Source organism: Ruminococcus sp. zg-924 (assembly GCF_024433635.1).
Taxonomy (GTDB): Bacteria; Bacillota; Clostridia; order Oscillospirales; family Acutalibacteraceae; genus UBA7067.
Genome location: NZ_WNJZ01000008.1, coordinates 55,477 through 70,254, shown reverse-complemented (window position 1 = coordinate 70,254; position 14,778 = coordinate 55,477). Strand labels below are relative to the sequence as shown.

At 50.7% G+C, this 14,778-nt stretch carries 20 protein-coding genes; 19 read left to right on the top strand and 1 reads right to left on the bottom strand.

Features of this window, described 5'->3' with window-relative positions; translation table 11 throughout:
- Positions 1–2 precede the first annotated feature (2 nt).
- The 9 genes from GMA13_RS05255 to GMA13_RS05215 all read left to right on the top strand — a co-directional run bounded on the left by GMA13_RS05255 (position 3) and on the right by GMA13_RS05215 (position 5,392).
- A complete protein-coding gene (locus GMA13_RS05255; RefSeq protein WP_255883115.1) occupies positions 3–1,586 on the top strand; it encodes an LPD28 domain-containing protein in 1,584 nt (527 codons plus the stop codon).
- Positions 1,583–2,170 carry a hypothetical protein gene (locus tag GMA13_RS05250; RefSeq protein ID WP_255883114.1) on the top strand — a complete coding sequence of 196 codons (588 nt, stop codon included), beginning with the start codon at positions 1,583–1,585 and terminating at the stop codon, positions 2,168–2,170. Before GMA13_RS05255 ends, GMA13_RS05250 begins: the two co-directional genes overlap by 4 nt.
- On the top strand, positions 2,167–2,502 hold the full coding sequence (locus GMA13_RS05245; RefSeq protein WP_255883113.1) for a hypothetical protein: 336 nt from the start codon (positions 2,167–2,169) through the stop codon (positions 2,500–2,502). Before GMA13_RS05250 ends, GMA13_RS05245 begins: the two co-directional genes overlap by 4 nt.
- 1 nt (position 2,503) lies before the next feature.
- On the top strand, positions 2,504–2,647 hold the full coding sequence (locus GMA13_RS05240; protein WP_255883112.1) for an inseCt neurotoxin 1c: 144 nt from the start codon (positions 2,504–2,506) through the stop codon (positions 2,645–2,647).
- Positions 2,648–2,739: 92 nt separating this feature from the next.
- On the top strand, positions 2,740–3,729 hold the full coding sequence (locus GMA13_RS05235; RefSeq protein WP_255883111.1) for a DNA adenine methylase: 990 nt from the start codon (positions 2,740–2,742) through the stop codon (positions 3,727–3,729).
- A complete protein-coding gene (locus GMA13_RS05230) occupies positions 3,711–3,977 on the top strand; it encodes a hypothetical protein (protein ID WP_255883110.1) in 267 nt (88 codons plus the stop codon). The genes GMA13_RS05235 and GMA13_RS05230 overlap by 19 nt, the downstream gene beginning before the upstream one ends.
- Before the next feature lie 61 nt (positions 3,978–4,038).
- Positions 4,039–4,275, top strand: coding sequence for a hypothetical protein (locus GMA13_RS05225; RefSeq protein ID WP_255883109.1), 237 nt, complete (start codon positions 4,039–4,041; stop codon positions 4,273–4,275).
- Complete coding sequence (locus tag GMA13_RS05220) at positions 4,268–4,987, top strand: DUF3849 domain-containing protein (protein ID WP_255883108.1); 720 nt, start codon at positions 4,268–4,270, stop codon at positions 4,985–4,987. The genes GMA13_RS05225 and GMA13_RS05220 overlap by 8 nt, the downstream gene beginning before the upstream one ends.
- An 18-nt stretch (positions 4,988–5,005) precedes the next feature.
- Positions 5,006–5,392 carry a SpoVG family protein gene (locus tag GMA13_RS05215; protein ID WP_255883107.1) on the top strand — a complete coding sequence of 129 codons (387 nt, stop codon included), beginning with the start codon at positions 5,006–5,008 and terminating at the stop codon, positions 5,390–5,392.
- A 16-nt stretch (positions 5,393–5,408) separates the two neighbouring features.
- Here the strand turns inward: GMA13_RS05215 and GMA13_RS05210 are convergent, their stop codons facing one another.
- Entirely contained in the window at positions 5,409–5,954 is a 546-nt protein-coding gene (locus GMA13_RS05210) for a hypothetical protein (protein WP_255883105.1), read from the bottom strand.
- Between the two features lie 37 nt (positions 5,955–5,991).
- Between GMA13_RS05210 and GMA13_RS05205 the strand changes: the two genes are divergently transcribed.
- The 10 genes from GMA13_RS05205 (at position 5,992) to GMA13_RS05160 (ending at position 14,724) form a co-directional block, all read left to right on the top strand.
- Entirely contained in the window at positions 5,992–6,219 is a 228-nt protein-coding gene (locus tag GMA13_RS05205; RefSeq protein ID WP_255883103.1) for a hypothetical protein, read from the top strand.
- 78 nt (positions 6,220–6,297) lie between these two features.
- Positions 6,298–10,689, top strand: a complete 4,392-nt coding sequence (locus GMA13_RS05200; protein WP_255883102.1) for a SpaA isopeptide-forming pilin-related protein — start codon at positions 6,298–6,300, stop codon at positions 10,687–10,689.
- Entirely contained in the window at positions 10,686–11,027 is a 342-nt protein-coding gene (locus GMA13_RS05195; protein ID WP_255883101.1) for a DUF4406 domain-containing protein, read from the top strand. Before GMA13_RS05200 ends, GMA13_RS05195 begins: the two co-directional genes overlap by 4 nt.
- On the top strand, positions 11,024–11,356 hold the full coding sequence (locus GMA13_RS05190) for a DUF3852 domain-containing protein (RefSeq protein ID WP_255883100.1): 333 nt from the start codon (positions 11,024–11,026) through the stop codon (positions 11,354–11,356). The genes GMA13_RS05195 and GMA13_RS05190 overlap by 4 nt, the downstream gene beginning before the upstream one ends.
- 80 nt (positions 11,357–11,436) lie before the next feature.
- Complete coding sequence (locus tag GMA13_RS05185) at positions 11,437–11,727, top strand: DUF6809 family protein (protein WP_255883099.1); 291 nt, start codon at positions 11,437–11,439, stop codon at positions 11,725–11,727.
- Positions 11,728–11,797: 70 nt separating this feature from the next.
- Positions 11,798–12,730, top strand: coding sequence for a conjugal transfer protein TrbL family protein (locus GMA13_RS05180; RefSeq protein WP_370687056.1), 933 nt, complete (start codon positions 11,798–11,800; stop codon positions 12,728–12,730).
- Positions 12,731–12,743: 13 nt separating this feature from the next.
- Positions 12,744–13,160: a hypothetical protein gene (locus GMA13_RS05175; protein WP_255883098.1), complete on the top strand. Its 417-nt coding sequence runs from the start codon at positions 12,744–12,746 to the stop codon at positions 13,158–13,160.
- Complete coding sequence (locus tag GMA13_RS05170) at positions 13,157–13,417, top strand: hypothetical protein (protein ID WP_255883097.1); 261 nt, start codon at positions 13,157–13,159, stop codon at positions 13,415–13,417. Before GMA13_RS05175 ends, GMA13_RS05170 begins: the two co-directional genes overlap by 4 nt.
- 4 nt (positions 13,418–13,421) lie before the next feature.
- Complete coding sequence (locus tag GMA13_RS05165; protein ID WP_255883096.1) at positions 13,422–14,033, top strand: hypothetical protein; 612 nt, start codon at positions 13,422–13,424, stop codon at positions 14,031–14,033.
- 130 nt (positions 14,034–14,163) lie between these two features.
- Positions 14,164–14,724 (top strand): class B sortase, encoded by a 561-nt coding sequence (locus GMA13_RS05160; protein ID WP_255883095.1) that lies wholly within the window; start codon positions 14,164–14,166, stop codon positions 14,722–14,724.
- Positions 14,725–14,778 lie beyond the last annotated feature (54 nt).

Genomic DNA, 14,778 nt, shown 5'->3' with positions numbered 1-14,778 from the left:
AGATGAGTTATACAAGAAAAATTATGAGGCTTGACCTCTCAGCAGAAAAACCAGCCTCAAACGGATATTATTACACGGAGCTTCAGCTCCCCGCTGAGGATTATGAGATTCGGGACGCCATGCAGCAGCTCCGCGCCATAGGCAGAGAAGACAGTGTGTGGATCAGCATTTTGGAATGTGAAGATTTACCCGAACTTGAAAATGTCCGATTGGATTCACCGACACTGGATGAGCTGAATTTCTTTGCGAAGCGGCTGGCTTCTTTAACCGATGAAGAACAGCTCGTGCTGCAGGCAGTTTCCGGGCGTGTAATTCCCGCCGATCCCGCAGGTGAGCTGATCAGCATGAAGGATTTAATCAATATGACCTATGGACTCGATACCGTCATGATCGCATCCAATGTGGGAAACGATGAGCAGCTCGGTCAGTTTGTCATCGAAGAAGAAATAAATGAAGATGTGGCAAGCATTCCCGAAAATGCGCTGTATCTGCTGAATCGAAAGCAGATCGGAAAGCTGCAAAGAGAAATTGAAGGCGGCGTATATGTGAACGGTTTCTATGTGGTTGCCGGGGATTATGAAATGCCAAAGGTGTACGATGGAATAACGCTCCCACACGAAGAGCCGTCAGAGTGGTTTGCATTCCGCTTAAAAGTGGCTAAGGCACCGATAAGCGAGGCTGACGAAACCGCAGGCAGTGCAGAATGGATCAGTCTTCCCATTGATAAGGCAGAAGCAAATGCGATTGCCAAAGCTCATAATGAGGGCTGTATCGAGGATTGTGTTTATTTCGGCTTTGAATCCTCCGTTCCGCAGATTACCTCTGAAATATTCGGTGATATGGCGGATTTTGATACGCTGAATGCGCTGGCAAAATGCATGGCGGAAATGTCCCCGTCGGATCAGGTAAAGTTCAAGGCGGTGCTTACGGCAAATCCTCCGAAAGATGTTCAGTCTGCATTGAATGCGGCGGAACAGCTTGACCGTTATGAGTTGTCTTATGATACCGAAGATGAGGGAGAATTTTTTAAGGCTTATCTGAGCCGGCATATGGATATCCGGCTTGACAGAAAATGGCTGGACACACTACTCACCCGAAACGAGGGAGAACGGCTGCTTCAAAGGCTTGGCGCATCCATGACCGAATACGGCGTGATTTCCGCCTGCGGATGTTCTCTGTATGAGCCGGTACCGTATGACGAGCCGGAGGTGAAGGAACTGAAAACGCAGGCATTCACCGATGAAAAGTTGGAGGTTGTGGAGGTGCTTGGGCAGACCGCCCTGTTCACGAACGGCAGAGTTACTGAACAGGAGCTGCCGGAAGGGTTATATAAATACGACCTGCGGGAGGGCGAAAACATCGGCTTTGCCTCCATCGAAGAATCTGTCTCTGTGAACCACGGCGGTACAATCCTTGTAAAATCGCCATTTGATTTCGGCGGTGATGAGTATTTTGTGTTCGATGATGATTCCTCTCCCAACTTTCTCGGCTACGAACTGACGCCGGAGGAATTCATGAATACTGATTTTTTACAGGAGAATCAGGAGGAAGAATCCGAACAGCAGACAGGAGGGATGCAGCTATGAGCATCAAAGGGATACCTGCAGATGATCTTAGACAGATGAAGGACAGCGAAGCGCTCATCCTACAGGGCTGCGGCGGAAACCTTGACGAATGGGTAGACGGTATCAATGATCTGTTCACGGAATCCGGTATTTTGCTCGAAGGAACAAAATTCAAAGCTGAAAACTGCTCCGCCTTTGAACATGACGGACTGACCTGCCTCATGTTCCCCTTTTCTGAAGATGTCAAACTGGATGTTGGCAGGCTCGCCATGTGGCGGCTGCAGACACATCAGGACTTTGGCGGAACATGGCTTTCAGACTATGTTCCCTATAAGCTTGGAGGCTTTATTGACAGCGTGCAGGAGGCGCAGAAGCCCGACTGTCCTCTCATCGGGCAGGACGGGAATATCTTCAATCTCATGGGGATTGCATCGAGGACACTGCAGCAAAACGGGATGTCCGAACAGGCAACTGAGATGTGCAGCCGCATTACAGAAACGGCGGGCAGCTACTCCGAAGCACTCAGCATTATAGGAGAATATGTGAATATCACCTCTGTGGATGACGGTCAAAGCTATGATGAAGATATGGAGATGGGATTATGACGCTGAATGATTTTCAGGCAAAGCTCAAAGCAATCACAAGGGATTCCGAAGATATCTACACCTCGCCGGATTTCCAGTGCGATCAGACAGGCGGTTTTCCCACCTCTCTCTGCGTATGCTGGGAAAAAGGAAAGGCCTGGTTACAGCTCAATGAAAGCATGATTATGGATGGTCAGGATGTCTCGAAGTATGAACAGTACTGCGCCGATTTTGGATTCCGGAGCTGTTATGACACCGATGACTTTAACAAGCTGCTGAGGGAGCTTGGCGAGGATGCCTTTCAGACGGCATACCTGCCAAGTGAAGATGAGGATGAAGGGATGGTGATGTAGAATGAGCGAGCTTGCATGGCTGTTTACGGGAATCCTGATTGGCGGCTGCATCGGCATCAGTATACTCTGCTGTATGCAGATCAACCGCATCAGCTATTATGAGCAGGAAATCCGAAGGCTCAAGGAAAAACTGAATCAGAAATAACAGGCACGGCGGTATCAATCGTTTCAGAGCAAATGATTGATACCGCTTTTTTTATTGCTTTGAAACGGTTGTCCGCCCTATGAAAGAGGGTGATGATCATAAAAACGCCTGTGTCGAGGGTGGGCAACAAATCGTCCATCCTTCCGATTCTCTACGCACTGTTTCCGCTGAAATACGGTCGGTTTATCGATGTGTTCGGCGGTTCCGGCAGTGTACTGCTGGGAAATCCCTGTCCCTGTACCTTTGAGGTGTACAACGACTTTGACCGCAATCTCGCCAACCTGTTCCAATGCATGAAGGCACGGACAATGGCGGTGATCCGTGAGCTTGGTTTTTGTAATCTCAATTCCCGTGAGGATTTCATCGCCATACGCAAATTCTTTGAAAACGAGCAGTTTGACGACAGATATCTCTCAGAGGAACTAAGGCTGACAGAAATCCTGTTTCCCCCTCCCGAAGCAAAGGAACTCAAGGAGCTGCGGCTGCGGATTACCGAGGATTACGATGTCCGCCGGGCCGCTATGTTTTTGAAGCTGCTGCGAAACAGCTATTCCAGCAGTGGGAAATCCTACGCATCCCAGCCCTTTGATATCCGCAAGCTGTTCGGACTGATCGGACAGCTGCAGAACAGGCTGGCAAATGTAGTGATTGAAAATCAGGATTTCGAAACGCTGATCCGGCACTATGACCGTCCCGACGCCTTCTTCTATGCCGATCCGCCGTATTTTTCCACCGAGGATATGTATGAGGTAGGCTTCGGATGGGAGGATCATGTGCGGCTGCGGGATACGCTGAAAACCATAAACGGCAGGTTCCTGCTTTCCTATAACGACTGCGCCGAAATACGGGAGCTTTATGAAGGCTTTTCTATCTTCGATTTCTCTCGCACTCATTCAATGGCACAGCGGTATGAAGCCGGAAAGGAATTCAAGGAGCTGCTCATCGGGAATTACGATCTGTACGAACGGGAACGCGCAAAGCCAAAGCAGCTTACACTGTTTGACGGTTACGGCTTTGGTGAAAGTCAGGATTACGAAAAAATCTTAAAGGAGTGTATTATATCATGCAAAATAAAGAGATAAGCGACTTTGTGCTGCTGCCTGTCCCGCTGGACGATCTGATTGCCTCCGGCATTGACCTTGACGGAGTCATTCAGACAAGCGCCGGAGATGGCAGGATTATCATTGAGAATGTAGCGGATATGGCAGATTTTATCTGTGACGGTGACTGCGAGAGCTGCCCCATGAGCGAAATCGACTGTGACGGAGACTGTGGGAACTGCCCTTGCTTTGCTGACTGTGATGAAGCGGAGGTGTTCGGCTGTGAATAAGATGTTCAGAATTCTCGGAAAACGAGGAAGGATTACGATTCCCTATGAAATCCGGCAGCGTGTGGGATTTTCGTATAACGATGTGCTGTCCTTTGCCGAATCGGGTGATGGCAGAACCGTGGTTGTCAAGCGTGAGAAAATCTGCGATAACTGCAAAGGAGCGCAGCCCGCCGCGCAGAACGACGAGGTAACGCTCTTTGATTTTTTGAACGGACTCTCAGAGGAACAGCAGAGAGCCGCACTCGTCCATCTGTCGATCAAGTGGGCAGAGAAGCAAGGAGGTACGCAGAGTGTCTGAGCATAAACCGCTGTATATGTGGTCGCTGGATTACGCTGTCCGCAGCAATGAGCGTGATCTCTGGCAGGAAAGCTACAGGGAAAACTGCGACTGCGCAAGAGCGATTGAACGCGCCATTAACGAAAACTATCATGACAACAGATTGGATGACTGCACCAAACTGATTATCGACCGATACGGCTTTGACCGTGTAAATTGGGTGCTTGCCAATACCATTCAGGAGAAAAGAGATGACGGCCGGTTCAGTCAGGAAAACAAGGCTTGGGCAAAGGGCTTTTATATCCCCAAAGACGATGTCCGCTGGCACTTTTGCGTGGAGGCGCATCCGGGACTGACGGACATTTTTACAAATCAAGTCCGCAGAGCATGGCGGGCGCTTGGTTTGTTTGACGCTTCCCACTGTGAATCGGAAAAGGACGGGCAGCTCGATTATGAAGGCAAGGTGCTGGTGCTGCGAGGCGATGTACTCAAAGACCGATACAAAACGCCGGAGGATCAGTTGTTCCTTGCAGACGGCGGATTCGGCTGCAGACCGAACAGCCGAGGCCGCAAGGTGTTCGGCAAGTTTCTGAAGGACGGTGAGGATACCCACTTTTACCGTGAGGACTTCGCCGGAATCCTGAAGGATGAATATCTGCCCGATTGGGCGAGAGAAAAGCTGAACGAGCTTCAGCCGCCGGAGGAATCTGAAGACCCCGGCATGATGATGTAAAAACGGAGGTAATATAAAATGGCAGCAAAGAAACAGGCAGCTCCGGGTAAGGGGCAAAAGCAAAAGAATCCGTCCATTCAGGTGCGGATCGACAGGCTGAATGATTACGAGGGCAGCAATATCAAGGCGTTTGCCAGCGCCAATATCGGCGGCGCCTTTGCCATTCACGGCATCCGTGTGGTGGATTCGCAGAAAGGGATGTTTGTCGCTATGCCGCAAAGCAGTCATAAGGACGGAAGCGGCAATACGAAATACAGCGATATTTTTCATGCCGTGACTGCCGAGGCAAGGAATGAGCTGAACGAAAAGGTCATGAACGCCTATGAACAGGCGCTTGCCGAACAGCAGGACGAGGCGGCAGGAGAATCTGAGAGCGAGGAACAAGGAGCAGTACCGACTATGTGACTTTTCTTTGAAAAGTTCAGAAAAACGCTGGACTTTTGAAATTCTTTTGGTATGCTTGTGGTGAAGGAAGGTGATCTCCCATGAAAAAACAACTGATAGCCGCAATTTTATGCGGACTCCTTATATCGGGACTTGCCGGATGTGGAAACCAGCCAAAGCCACCGGCAGAATCCGTTTCCGACAGTACGGTCACGGCAGATGATATATCGGGCACTGATACGAGCGATGTCATCTCTGCCGAACCAACTGCACCGAAAGAATCGGAACCACCCGCAGAATCCTCTGTATCCGAACCACAGCAGCCGGCAGAAAAAGAAAAATCGGAGTCAGAACCTGCTCCGGAGCAGACCAAGCCACCCGTACAGACGGAACCGCAAAAGCCTGCTGAACCCACCGAGGCGCAACAGCCGCAGGAACCGCCTGCTGCACAAACGCAGCCGCCGGCACCGCCCGAACCGGAGCCAGCTCCTGCTGAACCGAGTAAGCCAACGGAATCTGCGCCGCAGAAACCGGAGCCTGTCCCCACCGAGCCGGAGCCGATTCCTACGGAACCGGAACCCACCCAGCCTGTCCAGCCGGAGTTCGATGTAAGCTATTGGGTGTCCTACGCAAAAAGCTATGCACAGAGCATCGGGCTGGAGCTGGACAGCGAGGCAGTCTCCTGCTGGGACAATCCCATCATCGCCAGTGCAAACAGCAAGTATCTGGAACGGGATCTGTGCGGGATGCTGGATAAGTACAGCCGCGATGAGGATATCACGGCTGTGTGGATATGGGCGGAGCCGAGAACAGACACCTCGTGGGACATCTATATCGGCTACGCATAAATCAAAACCAAATACGCAGACAAGGCACATCGTGAAAAACGGTGTGCTTTTTGTTTGTCTGAAAGGAGCCTTTACAATATGAAAACAAAAATCAAACGAAGTCTCTCCATGCTCATAGCGGTGCTTCTGTGCTTTTCCACCTTTATGGGGATCGGCACAACCACTGCTTTCGCAGCATCGGAAACGGATGAGGCTGTCCTCATCTCCTATCCCCGTGACGGGGACGCCAATCTCGATTACAGCGGCACATGGGGACATGGGAATCTCCAATATATGAACGGCTGGTCTTCCGGCAGTACTATCTATACCACCATCCATGCGATTGGATCGTATGAGGCTAAAATCTGCTATTGCATCGAACCCGGCGTACCCCTGGACAACGGCGATGTGCTGACAAAATGGGGCGAGGATTTTTGGGAGAACTATCCCTCCGACTATAACAAAACCATCGCGCCCTATGAAATCAAAGCCTTCGTCGGCAGAATCATGCAGTACGGATATACCGGCAGCATCTCCACTTCGTGGAGAAGTCAGAATGAGGGCGGCGACAAGCTGGCCTATGCGGTGGCAACCCAGCTGCTTGTTTGGGAAACCGTTGTGGGAGAGCGCGATTCGGATTTTAATCATGTAGATACCGGCAGCTACGACGCCGTGGCAGATCAGATCAGCGATGCTCATCCGCTGCGCGCTAAGATTTTCAGCTACTACAACAGCATTGAAAGCAGCGTTCAAAAGCATTCCAAGCTGCCCAGCTTCATGAGCAAGACCGCTGGCAGGGCGCAGAATATCGAGCTTGCGTGGAACGGCAGCGAGTATACGGCAACGCTGACGGATACCAACAATGTTCTTGGCAATTACAGCTTCAGCGGCAGCGGCTTGAGCTTTTCGGTCAGCGGCAACAAGCTCACAATCACAGCCAAAACTGCGCCTGCCTCTGCTGTGAGCATTACAGCAGAAAAGAAAAACTCCCAGCGGCGCGGGATCATCACCTGGACAGACGGTCACTATCTGCCCGGTCATTCTACCTTGCAGGATTTGATCACTTATGCCGAGTCCGTCAGCGATCCCGTGAAGGGATTCCTGAATGTGAAGGTATCCTACGGCTCCGCCAAAATCGTAAAAACCTCCGAGGACGGCAAGGTGGACGGGATCAATTTCCATGTGCAGGGCAATGGCATCGATAAGACCGTTCAGACGAAAAACGGCGGTCAGATTCAGATCGATAACCTCATGCCCGGTATTTATACCGTAACAGAGCTTACTGAGGACAGATATGAGCCGCAGGAAACCCGCCGCGTCACTGTGGTCAGCGGACAGACGGCTACCGTCACCTTTAACAATGTTTTGAAGCGCGGCGATCTCACCGTAACCAAAACCTCTGAGGACGGTCTGAACGATGGCGTGAGATTCCACCTTTCCGGCACCTCTTACAGCGGGCTTGCGGTAGACGAATACGCCGTGACCGACAGTACAGGCAAGGCGTATTTCCGGGATGTCCTCATCGGTTCCGCTTATGTGCTGGAAGAAATGGATACCGCCATTCGCTATGTGGTGCCGGACAAGCAGACGGCAGCCATCGAATGGAATAAGGTAACGGAGAAATCCTTTGATAACATTCTCAAGAAATGGCAGCTCACCGTCACCAAGAGCGATTCCGAAGCAGGAACCACACAGGGCGATGCAAGCCTCGCCGGTGCGGAATACGGTATTTTTAAGGGCAATCAGCTCATCGACTCCTATACAACCGACGAGAATGGGCAGTTTACCACCAAGTATTATATCTGCGATTCGGATTGGAGCCTGCGGGAACTGAATCCGTCCGAGGGCTATCTGCTAAACGGCGATACCCAGCATATCGGCGTGGAGCCAAAGCTATACGAGGTGGAATACAACAGCGCTGCCCTTGACGCACTGGAAACCGTCATGACCGGCAAAATCGCTGTCATTAAGCATTGCGACGATGGCGAAACGCAGATTGAAACACCCGAAGCAGGCGCGGAATTTGAGGTGTTCCTCAAAGCCTCCGGTAGCTATGAAAACGCAAAGGAATCTGAGCGCGACTATCTCGTGTGCGATGAAAACGGCTTTGCGGAAACCAAGCTCCTGCCCTACGGCATTTATACCGTCAGACAGACAAAAGGCTGGGACGGCAAGGAATTGATGGACGCCTTTGATGTGTTCGTAAGCAAGGATGGCGAAACCTATCGCTTCCTCATCAACAACGCCCCTTTCAAGGCGTATGTTAAGGTGATTAAAACAGATGCGGAAACCGGAAAGAACATTCCTTATGCGGGCGCCGGTTTTCAGATTTATGATCCCAGCGGCAATAAGGTGGAGATGACCTTCACTTACCCGGAAATCACTACCATCGATACCTTCTATACCACAGCGGATGGTACGCTCATCACGCCGGAAGTGCTGGATTATGGCACGGGCTATTCGCTGGTGGAAGTGTCCGCACCTTACGGTTATGTGCTGAACAGCGATCCTGTGTATTTCGATATCACAGAAGATGCGTCTACTGAGGAAAACGCTGTAACAATCGTTAAGGTTGAACGCCCGAATATGCCGCAAAAAGGCACAATCACGGTATCCAAATCCGGCGAAGTATTCTCTTCCGTTACAGAAGCGGACGGTCTGTACCAGCCGGTTTATGCTTCGGCAGGGCTTGCCGGGGCTGTCTATGAAATCACCGCCGCAGAGGATATCATCACGCCGGACGGTACGCTGCGATACAGCAAGGGTGAAGTCACAGCCACAATAGAAACGGACAGTACAGGGGCAGCTACCACAGAGCCGCTGTATCTTGGAAGCTATGAAATCAAAGAAATCAAAGCGCCGTATGGGATGGTGCTGAATCCTGAGACAAAATCGGTGCAGCTCACCTACGCCGGACAGGAAATCGAGATCACCGAAACCGCTGCCTCCTTCTACAACGAGCGCCAGCGTGTGCAGATCGATCTCTCCAAGATCATGGAGAAAGACGAAACCTTCGGCATCGGAACTAATAACGAAATCCTCTCGGTGCAGTTCGGCCTGTTCGCAGCCGAGAATCTCACCGCCGCAGACGGCAGCGTAATCCCGGCAGACGGGCTCATGGAAATCGTATCCTGCGATGAAAACGGCAAGGTTACCTTTGCATCGGATATTCCTGTGGGCACAAAGCTGTATGCCAAGGAAATCGCTGTGGACAGCCACTATATTCTCTCGGATGAAAAATATCCTGTGGAGTTTGCGTATGCCGGACAGGATGTGGGAACTGTCAATCTCTCTGCAAATGATGGCGATCCGATTGAAAACGACATCATCTACGGCACGGTTAAGGGCTTGAAGATCGACCGTGAAACGGAGAATTCCATCGTGGGCGCTCTGTTCGGTTTGTTCCGTCCCGATGAAACTGAATACACGGAGGAAAACGCAATCCTGACCGCCGAGTCCGGTGAGGACGGTATCTTCACCTTTGAAAATGTACCCTATGGGAATTGGCTGGTTAAGGAACTGAAGCCTGCCGAGGGCTTCCTCCCCAATGAGGAACTCTATCCTATTACGGTTACGGCAGAGGAAGAAATCATTGAAATCACCGTAGTCAACGACCGTATCCCGGAAATCGGGACAACGGCAACTGTGGACGGAGAAAAGGAAATCTGCGCCACCGAGGTATTCACCCTTACCGATACCGTCTCCTACAAGCACCTTATCCCCGGCAAAGAATATGTGCTGAAGGGTGTTCTCATGGATAAATCCACCGGCAAGCCTCTTGTGATTGACGGTGAGGAAATCCATGTAGAAACTGTGTTTACACCCGAAGCTCCCGCAGGAGAAACGACCGTCGAATTCATTTTCGATTCCAAGTTTATCAAGGCGGATACCGATATCGTGGTGTTTGAGAGCCTGTACAAGGACGGGAAAGAGCTTGCCGTCCATGCGGATATTGAGGATGAAGGACAGACGGTAAAGGTCAAGGCACCGGAGATCGGAACCAAAGCCTCTGTGGATGGCAAAAAGGAAGTTACCGCCAAAGGCACGATTACCATTGATGATATTGTTTCCTATAAGAATCTCACCCCCGGCAAGGAGTACACGATCAGCGGCATTCTGATGGATAAGGCTACGGGAAAGCCGTTTACAGTGAATGGTGAGCAAATCCGCAGCACCTATACCTTTAAGCCTGAAACGGCAGACGGAGAGGTAAAGATGACCTTTACCTTCGACGCCGGCGGCATCACCAAGCAGGCGGAAGTTGTTGTGTTTGAATCCGTTTCCCGTGACAGCGTGGAGATCGCTGTCCATGCGGATATTGAGGATGACAGTCAGACCGTGAAGCTTATTCCGCCGACTCCCGATGTTCCGCAGACCGGAGATAACAGCAATCTCGGTTTCTGGATCGGCTTGGGAGCCGTTGCCCTGGGCGGGCTTGTCTCTGTCGGGATTATGGCAATCAAGCGCAAAAAGGATGACGATGACGAATGATGAAAAAGGTGTATATCTGCGCTCCTCTCGGCGGCAATATCCATGAGAATCTTGAACGGGTAAAGAGATACGCCAAATATGCGCTACTGTGCGGCACGGCTCCGGTCGTGCCGCATTTCTATGCGCTGTGCCTCGATGACAGCAAGCCGAAGGAGCGTGAAATCGGGATGGCGGCAGGACTTTCCCTGCTGTGGTTCTGCGATGAGCTGTGGCAGTTTGGCGATGAGGTAACCGAGGGCATGGCCGCCGAGCTTCAATTCTGTAAGAACCTCAATGTGAAAACCCGAAAGATTCGGGAAAGTGAAATTCAAAAAATGATTGGAGGAAATTGCTTATGAAAAAGAAAACAATGAGAATCCTGCTCTGCGTTATGATGATGGCGGTTATGATTTCGGCTTCCGCCGTACCTGCCTTTGCCGCAGGCGATGTGGCGGGCGCCATTGAAAACACATGGAATACAGCGCAGGCACAGATTAAGACGGTAGTCAATAATGTGGTGTTTCCCGTCATTGACATGATCCTTGCTATCCTCTTTTTCGTAAAGCTGGGGACAGCGTATTTTGACTACCGAAAGCATGGGCAGTTTGAATTCACGGCTCCGGCAATTCTGTTTGCCTGCCTGATCTTCACCTTGACGGCTCCGCTGTATATATGGTCGATCCTGTAAAAAATGTGATTTTCTGAAAAATCGCTGGACTTGTGCAGCCTTTCGCAGTATAGTGTTGCGCTTGACAAGGAGGTGATGAAATGCGCAGTTTACTGGAAGCACTATACTTTGGGCATTTTGATCTGAAAGTGGACGGAGAAGACTGCCAGCAGGAGAAAAAGCAAATTGAAAGCAGGCTTGACGAATTGGAGCCGAAAGTAGAAGCTATGCTTGGTGACGAGGGCAAAGCCCTGTTCAAAGAATACGCAGACGCTTATAACGAATTGACATCCTGTGAGAACGCAGACGGATTCATCATGGGATTCCGATTGGGCGGACGGATGGTTATGGAGATCATTTTCGGCGCAGAAAAACTGGATATTCAGCATTGAACAACGATACGCAGAACGGGCGGCGAAAGCCGCCTGCTTTGCGTTTGAATACAACGGGAGGTGATGACTTATCTTTGATTGGTTAGGAGATATTTTTTCGGGAATTGGCGACGCCATCGGCGGTGTCTTCGATACACTTGGGCAGCAGATTTCCAATGCCATCTGGAACACGATGCTCCAGTGGTTTTATGAAACCATATACGGTGCTGTTGCGGATTTTTTCACCATGATGGGCAACATGGGCGCAGATATCTTCGGACTTGATTGGGTGCAGGCCACCATTAAGCTGTTCACCCTGTTCGGCTGGGCGCTCTTTGTGGCAGGCACGGTAGTCGCTGTATTTGATACGGCTATTGAGTACCAAAACGGCAGGGCAACGATCAAGACCACGGCGATCAATGTCCTGAAGGGCTTCTTCGCCTGTTCCCTCATCGGCATCGTGCCGGTAGAGCTATATAAATTCTGTATCAGCCTGCAAAATACCTTTTCCCATGACCTGTCCGCAATCTTTGCGGGCGGCAGAACCATTGATCTTGCCGGTGAAAGCACATCCGTACTGCAGGGCAGCTTCTCCGTAGCAAATAACATCAGTATTAACCTGTTCAACATTCTTGCCATGATTGCCTTTGCCTACTGCGTTATCAAGATATTTTTTGCGAATATCAAGCGCGGCGGCATTCTGTTAATTCAAATGTCGGTGGGCGCACTGTATATGTTCTCGGTGCCGAGAGGCTATCAGGACGGATTTAATCAATGGATGAAGCAGGTGGCGGCCATCTGCCTAACAGCGTTTATGCAGACAACCCTGCTGTTCTTGGGGCTTTTAACCTTCCCCGGTAATATGCTGTTGGGGCTTGGCATCATGCTTGCAGCCAATGAGGTGCCGAGGATTGCCCAGCAGTTCGGTCTCGACAGCTCCGTCCGAGTCAACATGATGAGCGTAGTCCACGCCACCACCACAGCGGTCAACCTGACGCGCAGTGTGGCACGGGCGGCAAAATAAGCGGAGGTATTGTATGAAAGAAAACAACGAATTGGAACGCTCGGATATCGCTATCGACCGGGATATGGAGGTAGACTGCGATATCGGGCAGGAAATTACGGTGTATATCGAGACTTGGTTCGATGTGGATAAAAAATTCGGTATCCATATCAATGATGAAGACGGCACATGGCTGAATCTCTATGGCAAATATAATCCCTTTGTGGATACGCTCCGGTTGGAATGCGAGATCAGCAGAGATAACGGAAGCGAATTTTTCGACTATGAGCCGACTGCAGGCGAGGCGCAGCTCATTAAGGATATGATTGCAGCGCAAATGATGAAGGAATACCATCAGACACCGAAAGAATTCTGTGAAAATTTCTATGATACGGATGATCTTCATAATGAGCTTTTAGACAGTGACATGACGATGGGAGGAATTCAATGACAACCTATCTCTATCCGCAGAACCTGAAGGCCACAGCCAATCTGTGGCTGTGGGGACTGCGGGATTTTACGATTTTATGTATCGCCGCACTGTTATCGGTGGTGGCGCTGGTGCAGCTTGGATTTTTCATTCCGGCTGCGGTAACCCTATGCTTCGGATTTCTGACGATCCGCATGGACGATACCACCGTCCTCGATTTCATCCGATACGCCGTGCGGTACTTTATATCAACCCAGCAATACTTTGAATGGAGGTGAGCCTGTGGCAAAAGCAAAAGAAACCCGGCAGAGAAAGAAAAAAGGACGCTCCACACAGGAGCTAATCGGGATCAAAACATTTACCAAATACGGTCTGGAAACGGCAAAGGGTGAACTGCTCTTTTACCTTGTTTCCCCGACCAACATCTCGGTGCTGTCCCATACCAATATTGAAATCAAAATCCGTCACCTGATGATGGTGCTGTCTGCTATCCCCAATGTGGAAATTACCTGTACCGACTCCTGTGAGTGCTTTGACGATAACAAAAGCTATCTGCAGATGCGGCTCTCGGAGGAACAGAATCCGAAGGTGCGGAAGGTCTTGAAAAAGGATGTGGAAATGCTCGATCATGTGCAGGCGGAAATGGCAACCGCAAGGCAGTTTTTATTCATCATGCGCTGCAAGGGCATGAAGCAGGAGCAGATTTTTCAGACTGCCAACCGCACCGAAAAGGTCATCTCCGAACAGGGCTTCGAAGTACAGCGGATGAAGAAAGCGGAGATCAAGCGCTTCCTTGCCATCTGTTTCGAGGCGAGCATGAACGGGGATCAGATGCCCGATGCGGATGGCGAACAGTTCTACGAGGTAGACGATGACGAGGAAACGGAAGATTAGCATAGCGATTATCTCTGTTCTGCTGTCGGCGCTTCTTCTCACCTCCGGGGTGATGATTTACCGGGAACTGTCCTCACAGCAGAAAGAAAAAGAGGACTTCGATGCCCTTGCGGAGTTGGTAGAAATGCCGGTGACAAATCCGCCCATCACATCGGAGCCGCCGCCTGCGGAAACCGCGGAGCCGAGCGAAGCCACAGAACCGGAGAAACCCCTGCGGGATCTGTCGCCGCTGTTTGAGCAGAACAGCGAGTGCATCGGCTGGCTGTGTATCCCTGATACGGCGGTGAACTATCCCGTGATGCATACGCCGAGAAATCCGCAGAAATACCTGCGCATGAATTTCTACGGCGAATACAGTCAAAGCGGCGTCCCGTTTTTGGACTACCGGTGCAGCCCTGACAGCGGGAATCTGCTCATCTACGGCCATAACATGAAAAACGGGACAATGTTCGGAGAACTGAAAAGCTATACCGATCCGGCGTTCTGTGCCGATCATCCGATTATCGAATTTCAGACTGCAGACGGGCTGCTTTGCTATACGGTATCCGAAGTAAAAATCACCGATACCTCAGATAAGTGGTATGAGAATATCAGCGGTGAACTGTTTGAGGGAAAGCGGTGCCTTGTCCTCTCCACCTGTTACGGCGGCGGAAACGGCAGGCTGCTCATTATCGCCACAGAAATTCAATAAGCAATATTCAATAGATCAGTCGTTTTGCAGACAGCAGGACGGCTGATTTTTTGC

Bases quoted from the DNA above. Each gene is read 5' to 3' on its own strand.
- GMA13_RS05255 (WP_255883115.1), top strand. From the start codon at position 3: ATGAGTTATACAAGAAAAATTATGAGGCTTGACCTCTCAGCAGAAAAA.
- GMA13_RS05230 (WP_255883110.1), top strand. From the start codon at position 3,711: ATGCAAAATAAAGAGATAAGCGACTTTGTGCTGCTGCCTGTCCCGCTG.
- GMA13_RS05240 (WP_255883112.1), top strand. From the start codon at position 2,504: ATGAGCGAGCTTGCATGGCTGTTTACGGGAATCCTGATTGGCGGCTGC.
- GMA13_RS05175 (WP_255883098.1), top strand. From the start codon at position 12,744: ATGAAAGAAAACAACGAATTGGAACGCTCGGATATCGCTATCGACCGG.
- GMA13_RS05170 (WP_255883097.1), top strand. From the start codon at position 13,157: ATGACAACCTATCTCTATCCGCAGAACCTGAAGGCCACAGCCAATCTG.
- GMA13_RS05185 (WP_255883099.1), top strand. From the start codon at position 11,437: ATGCGCAGTTTACTGGAAGCACTATACTTTGGGCATTTTGATCTGAAA.
- GMA13_RS05215 (WP_255883107.1), top strand. From the start codon at position 5,006: ATGGCAGCAAAGAAACAGGCAGCTCCGGGTAAGGGGCAAAAGCAAAAG.
- GMA13_RS05195 (WP_255883101.1), top strand. From the start codon at position 10,686: ATGATGAAAAAGGTGTATATCTGCGCTCCTCTCGGCGGCAATATCCAT.
- GMA13_RS05235 (WP_255883111.1), top strand. From the start codon at position 2,740: ATGATCATAAAAACGCCTGTGTCGAGGGTGGGCAACAAATCGTCCATC.
- GMA13_RS05245 (WP_255883113.1), top strand. From the start codon at position 2,167: ATGACGCTGAATGATTTTCAGGCAAAGCTCAAAGCAATCACAAGGGAT.
- GMA13_RS05190 (WP_255883100.1), top strand. From the start codon at position 11,024: ATGAAAAAGAAAACAATGAGAATCCTGCTCTGCGTTATGATGATGGCG.
- GMA13_RS05200 (WP_255883102.1), top strand. From the start codon at position 6,298: ATGAAAACAAAAATCAAACGAAGTCTCTCCATGCTCATAGCGGTGCTT.
- GMA13_RS05250 (WP_255883114.1), top strand. From the start codon at position 1,583: ATGAGCATCAAAGGGATACCTGCAGATGATCTTAGACAGATGAAGGAC.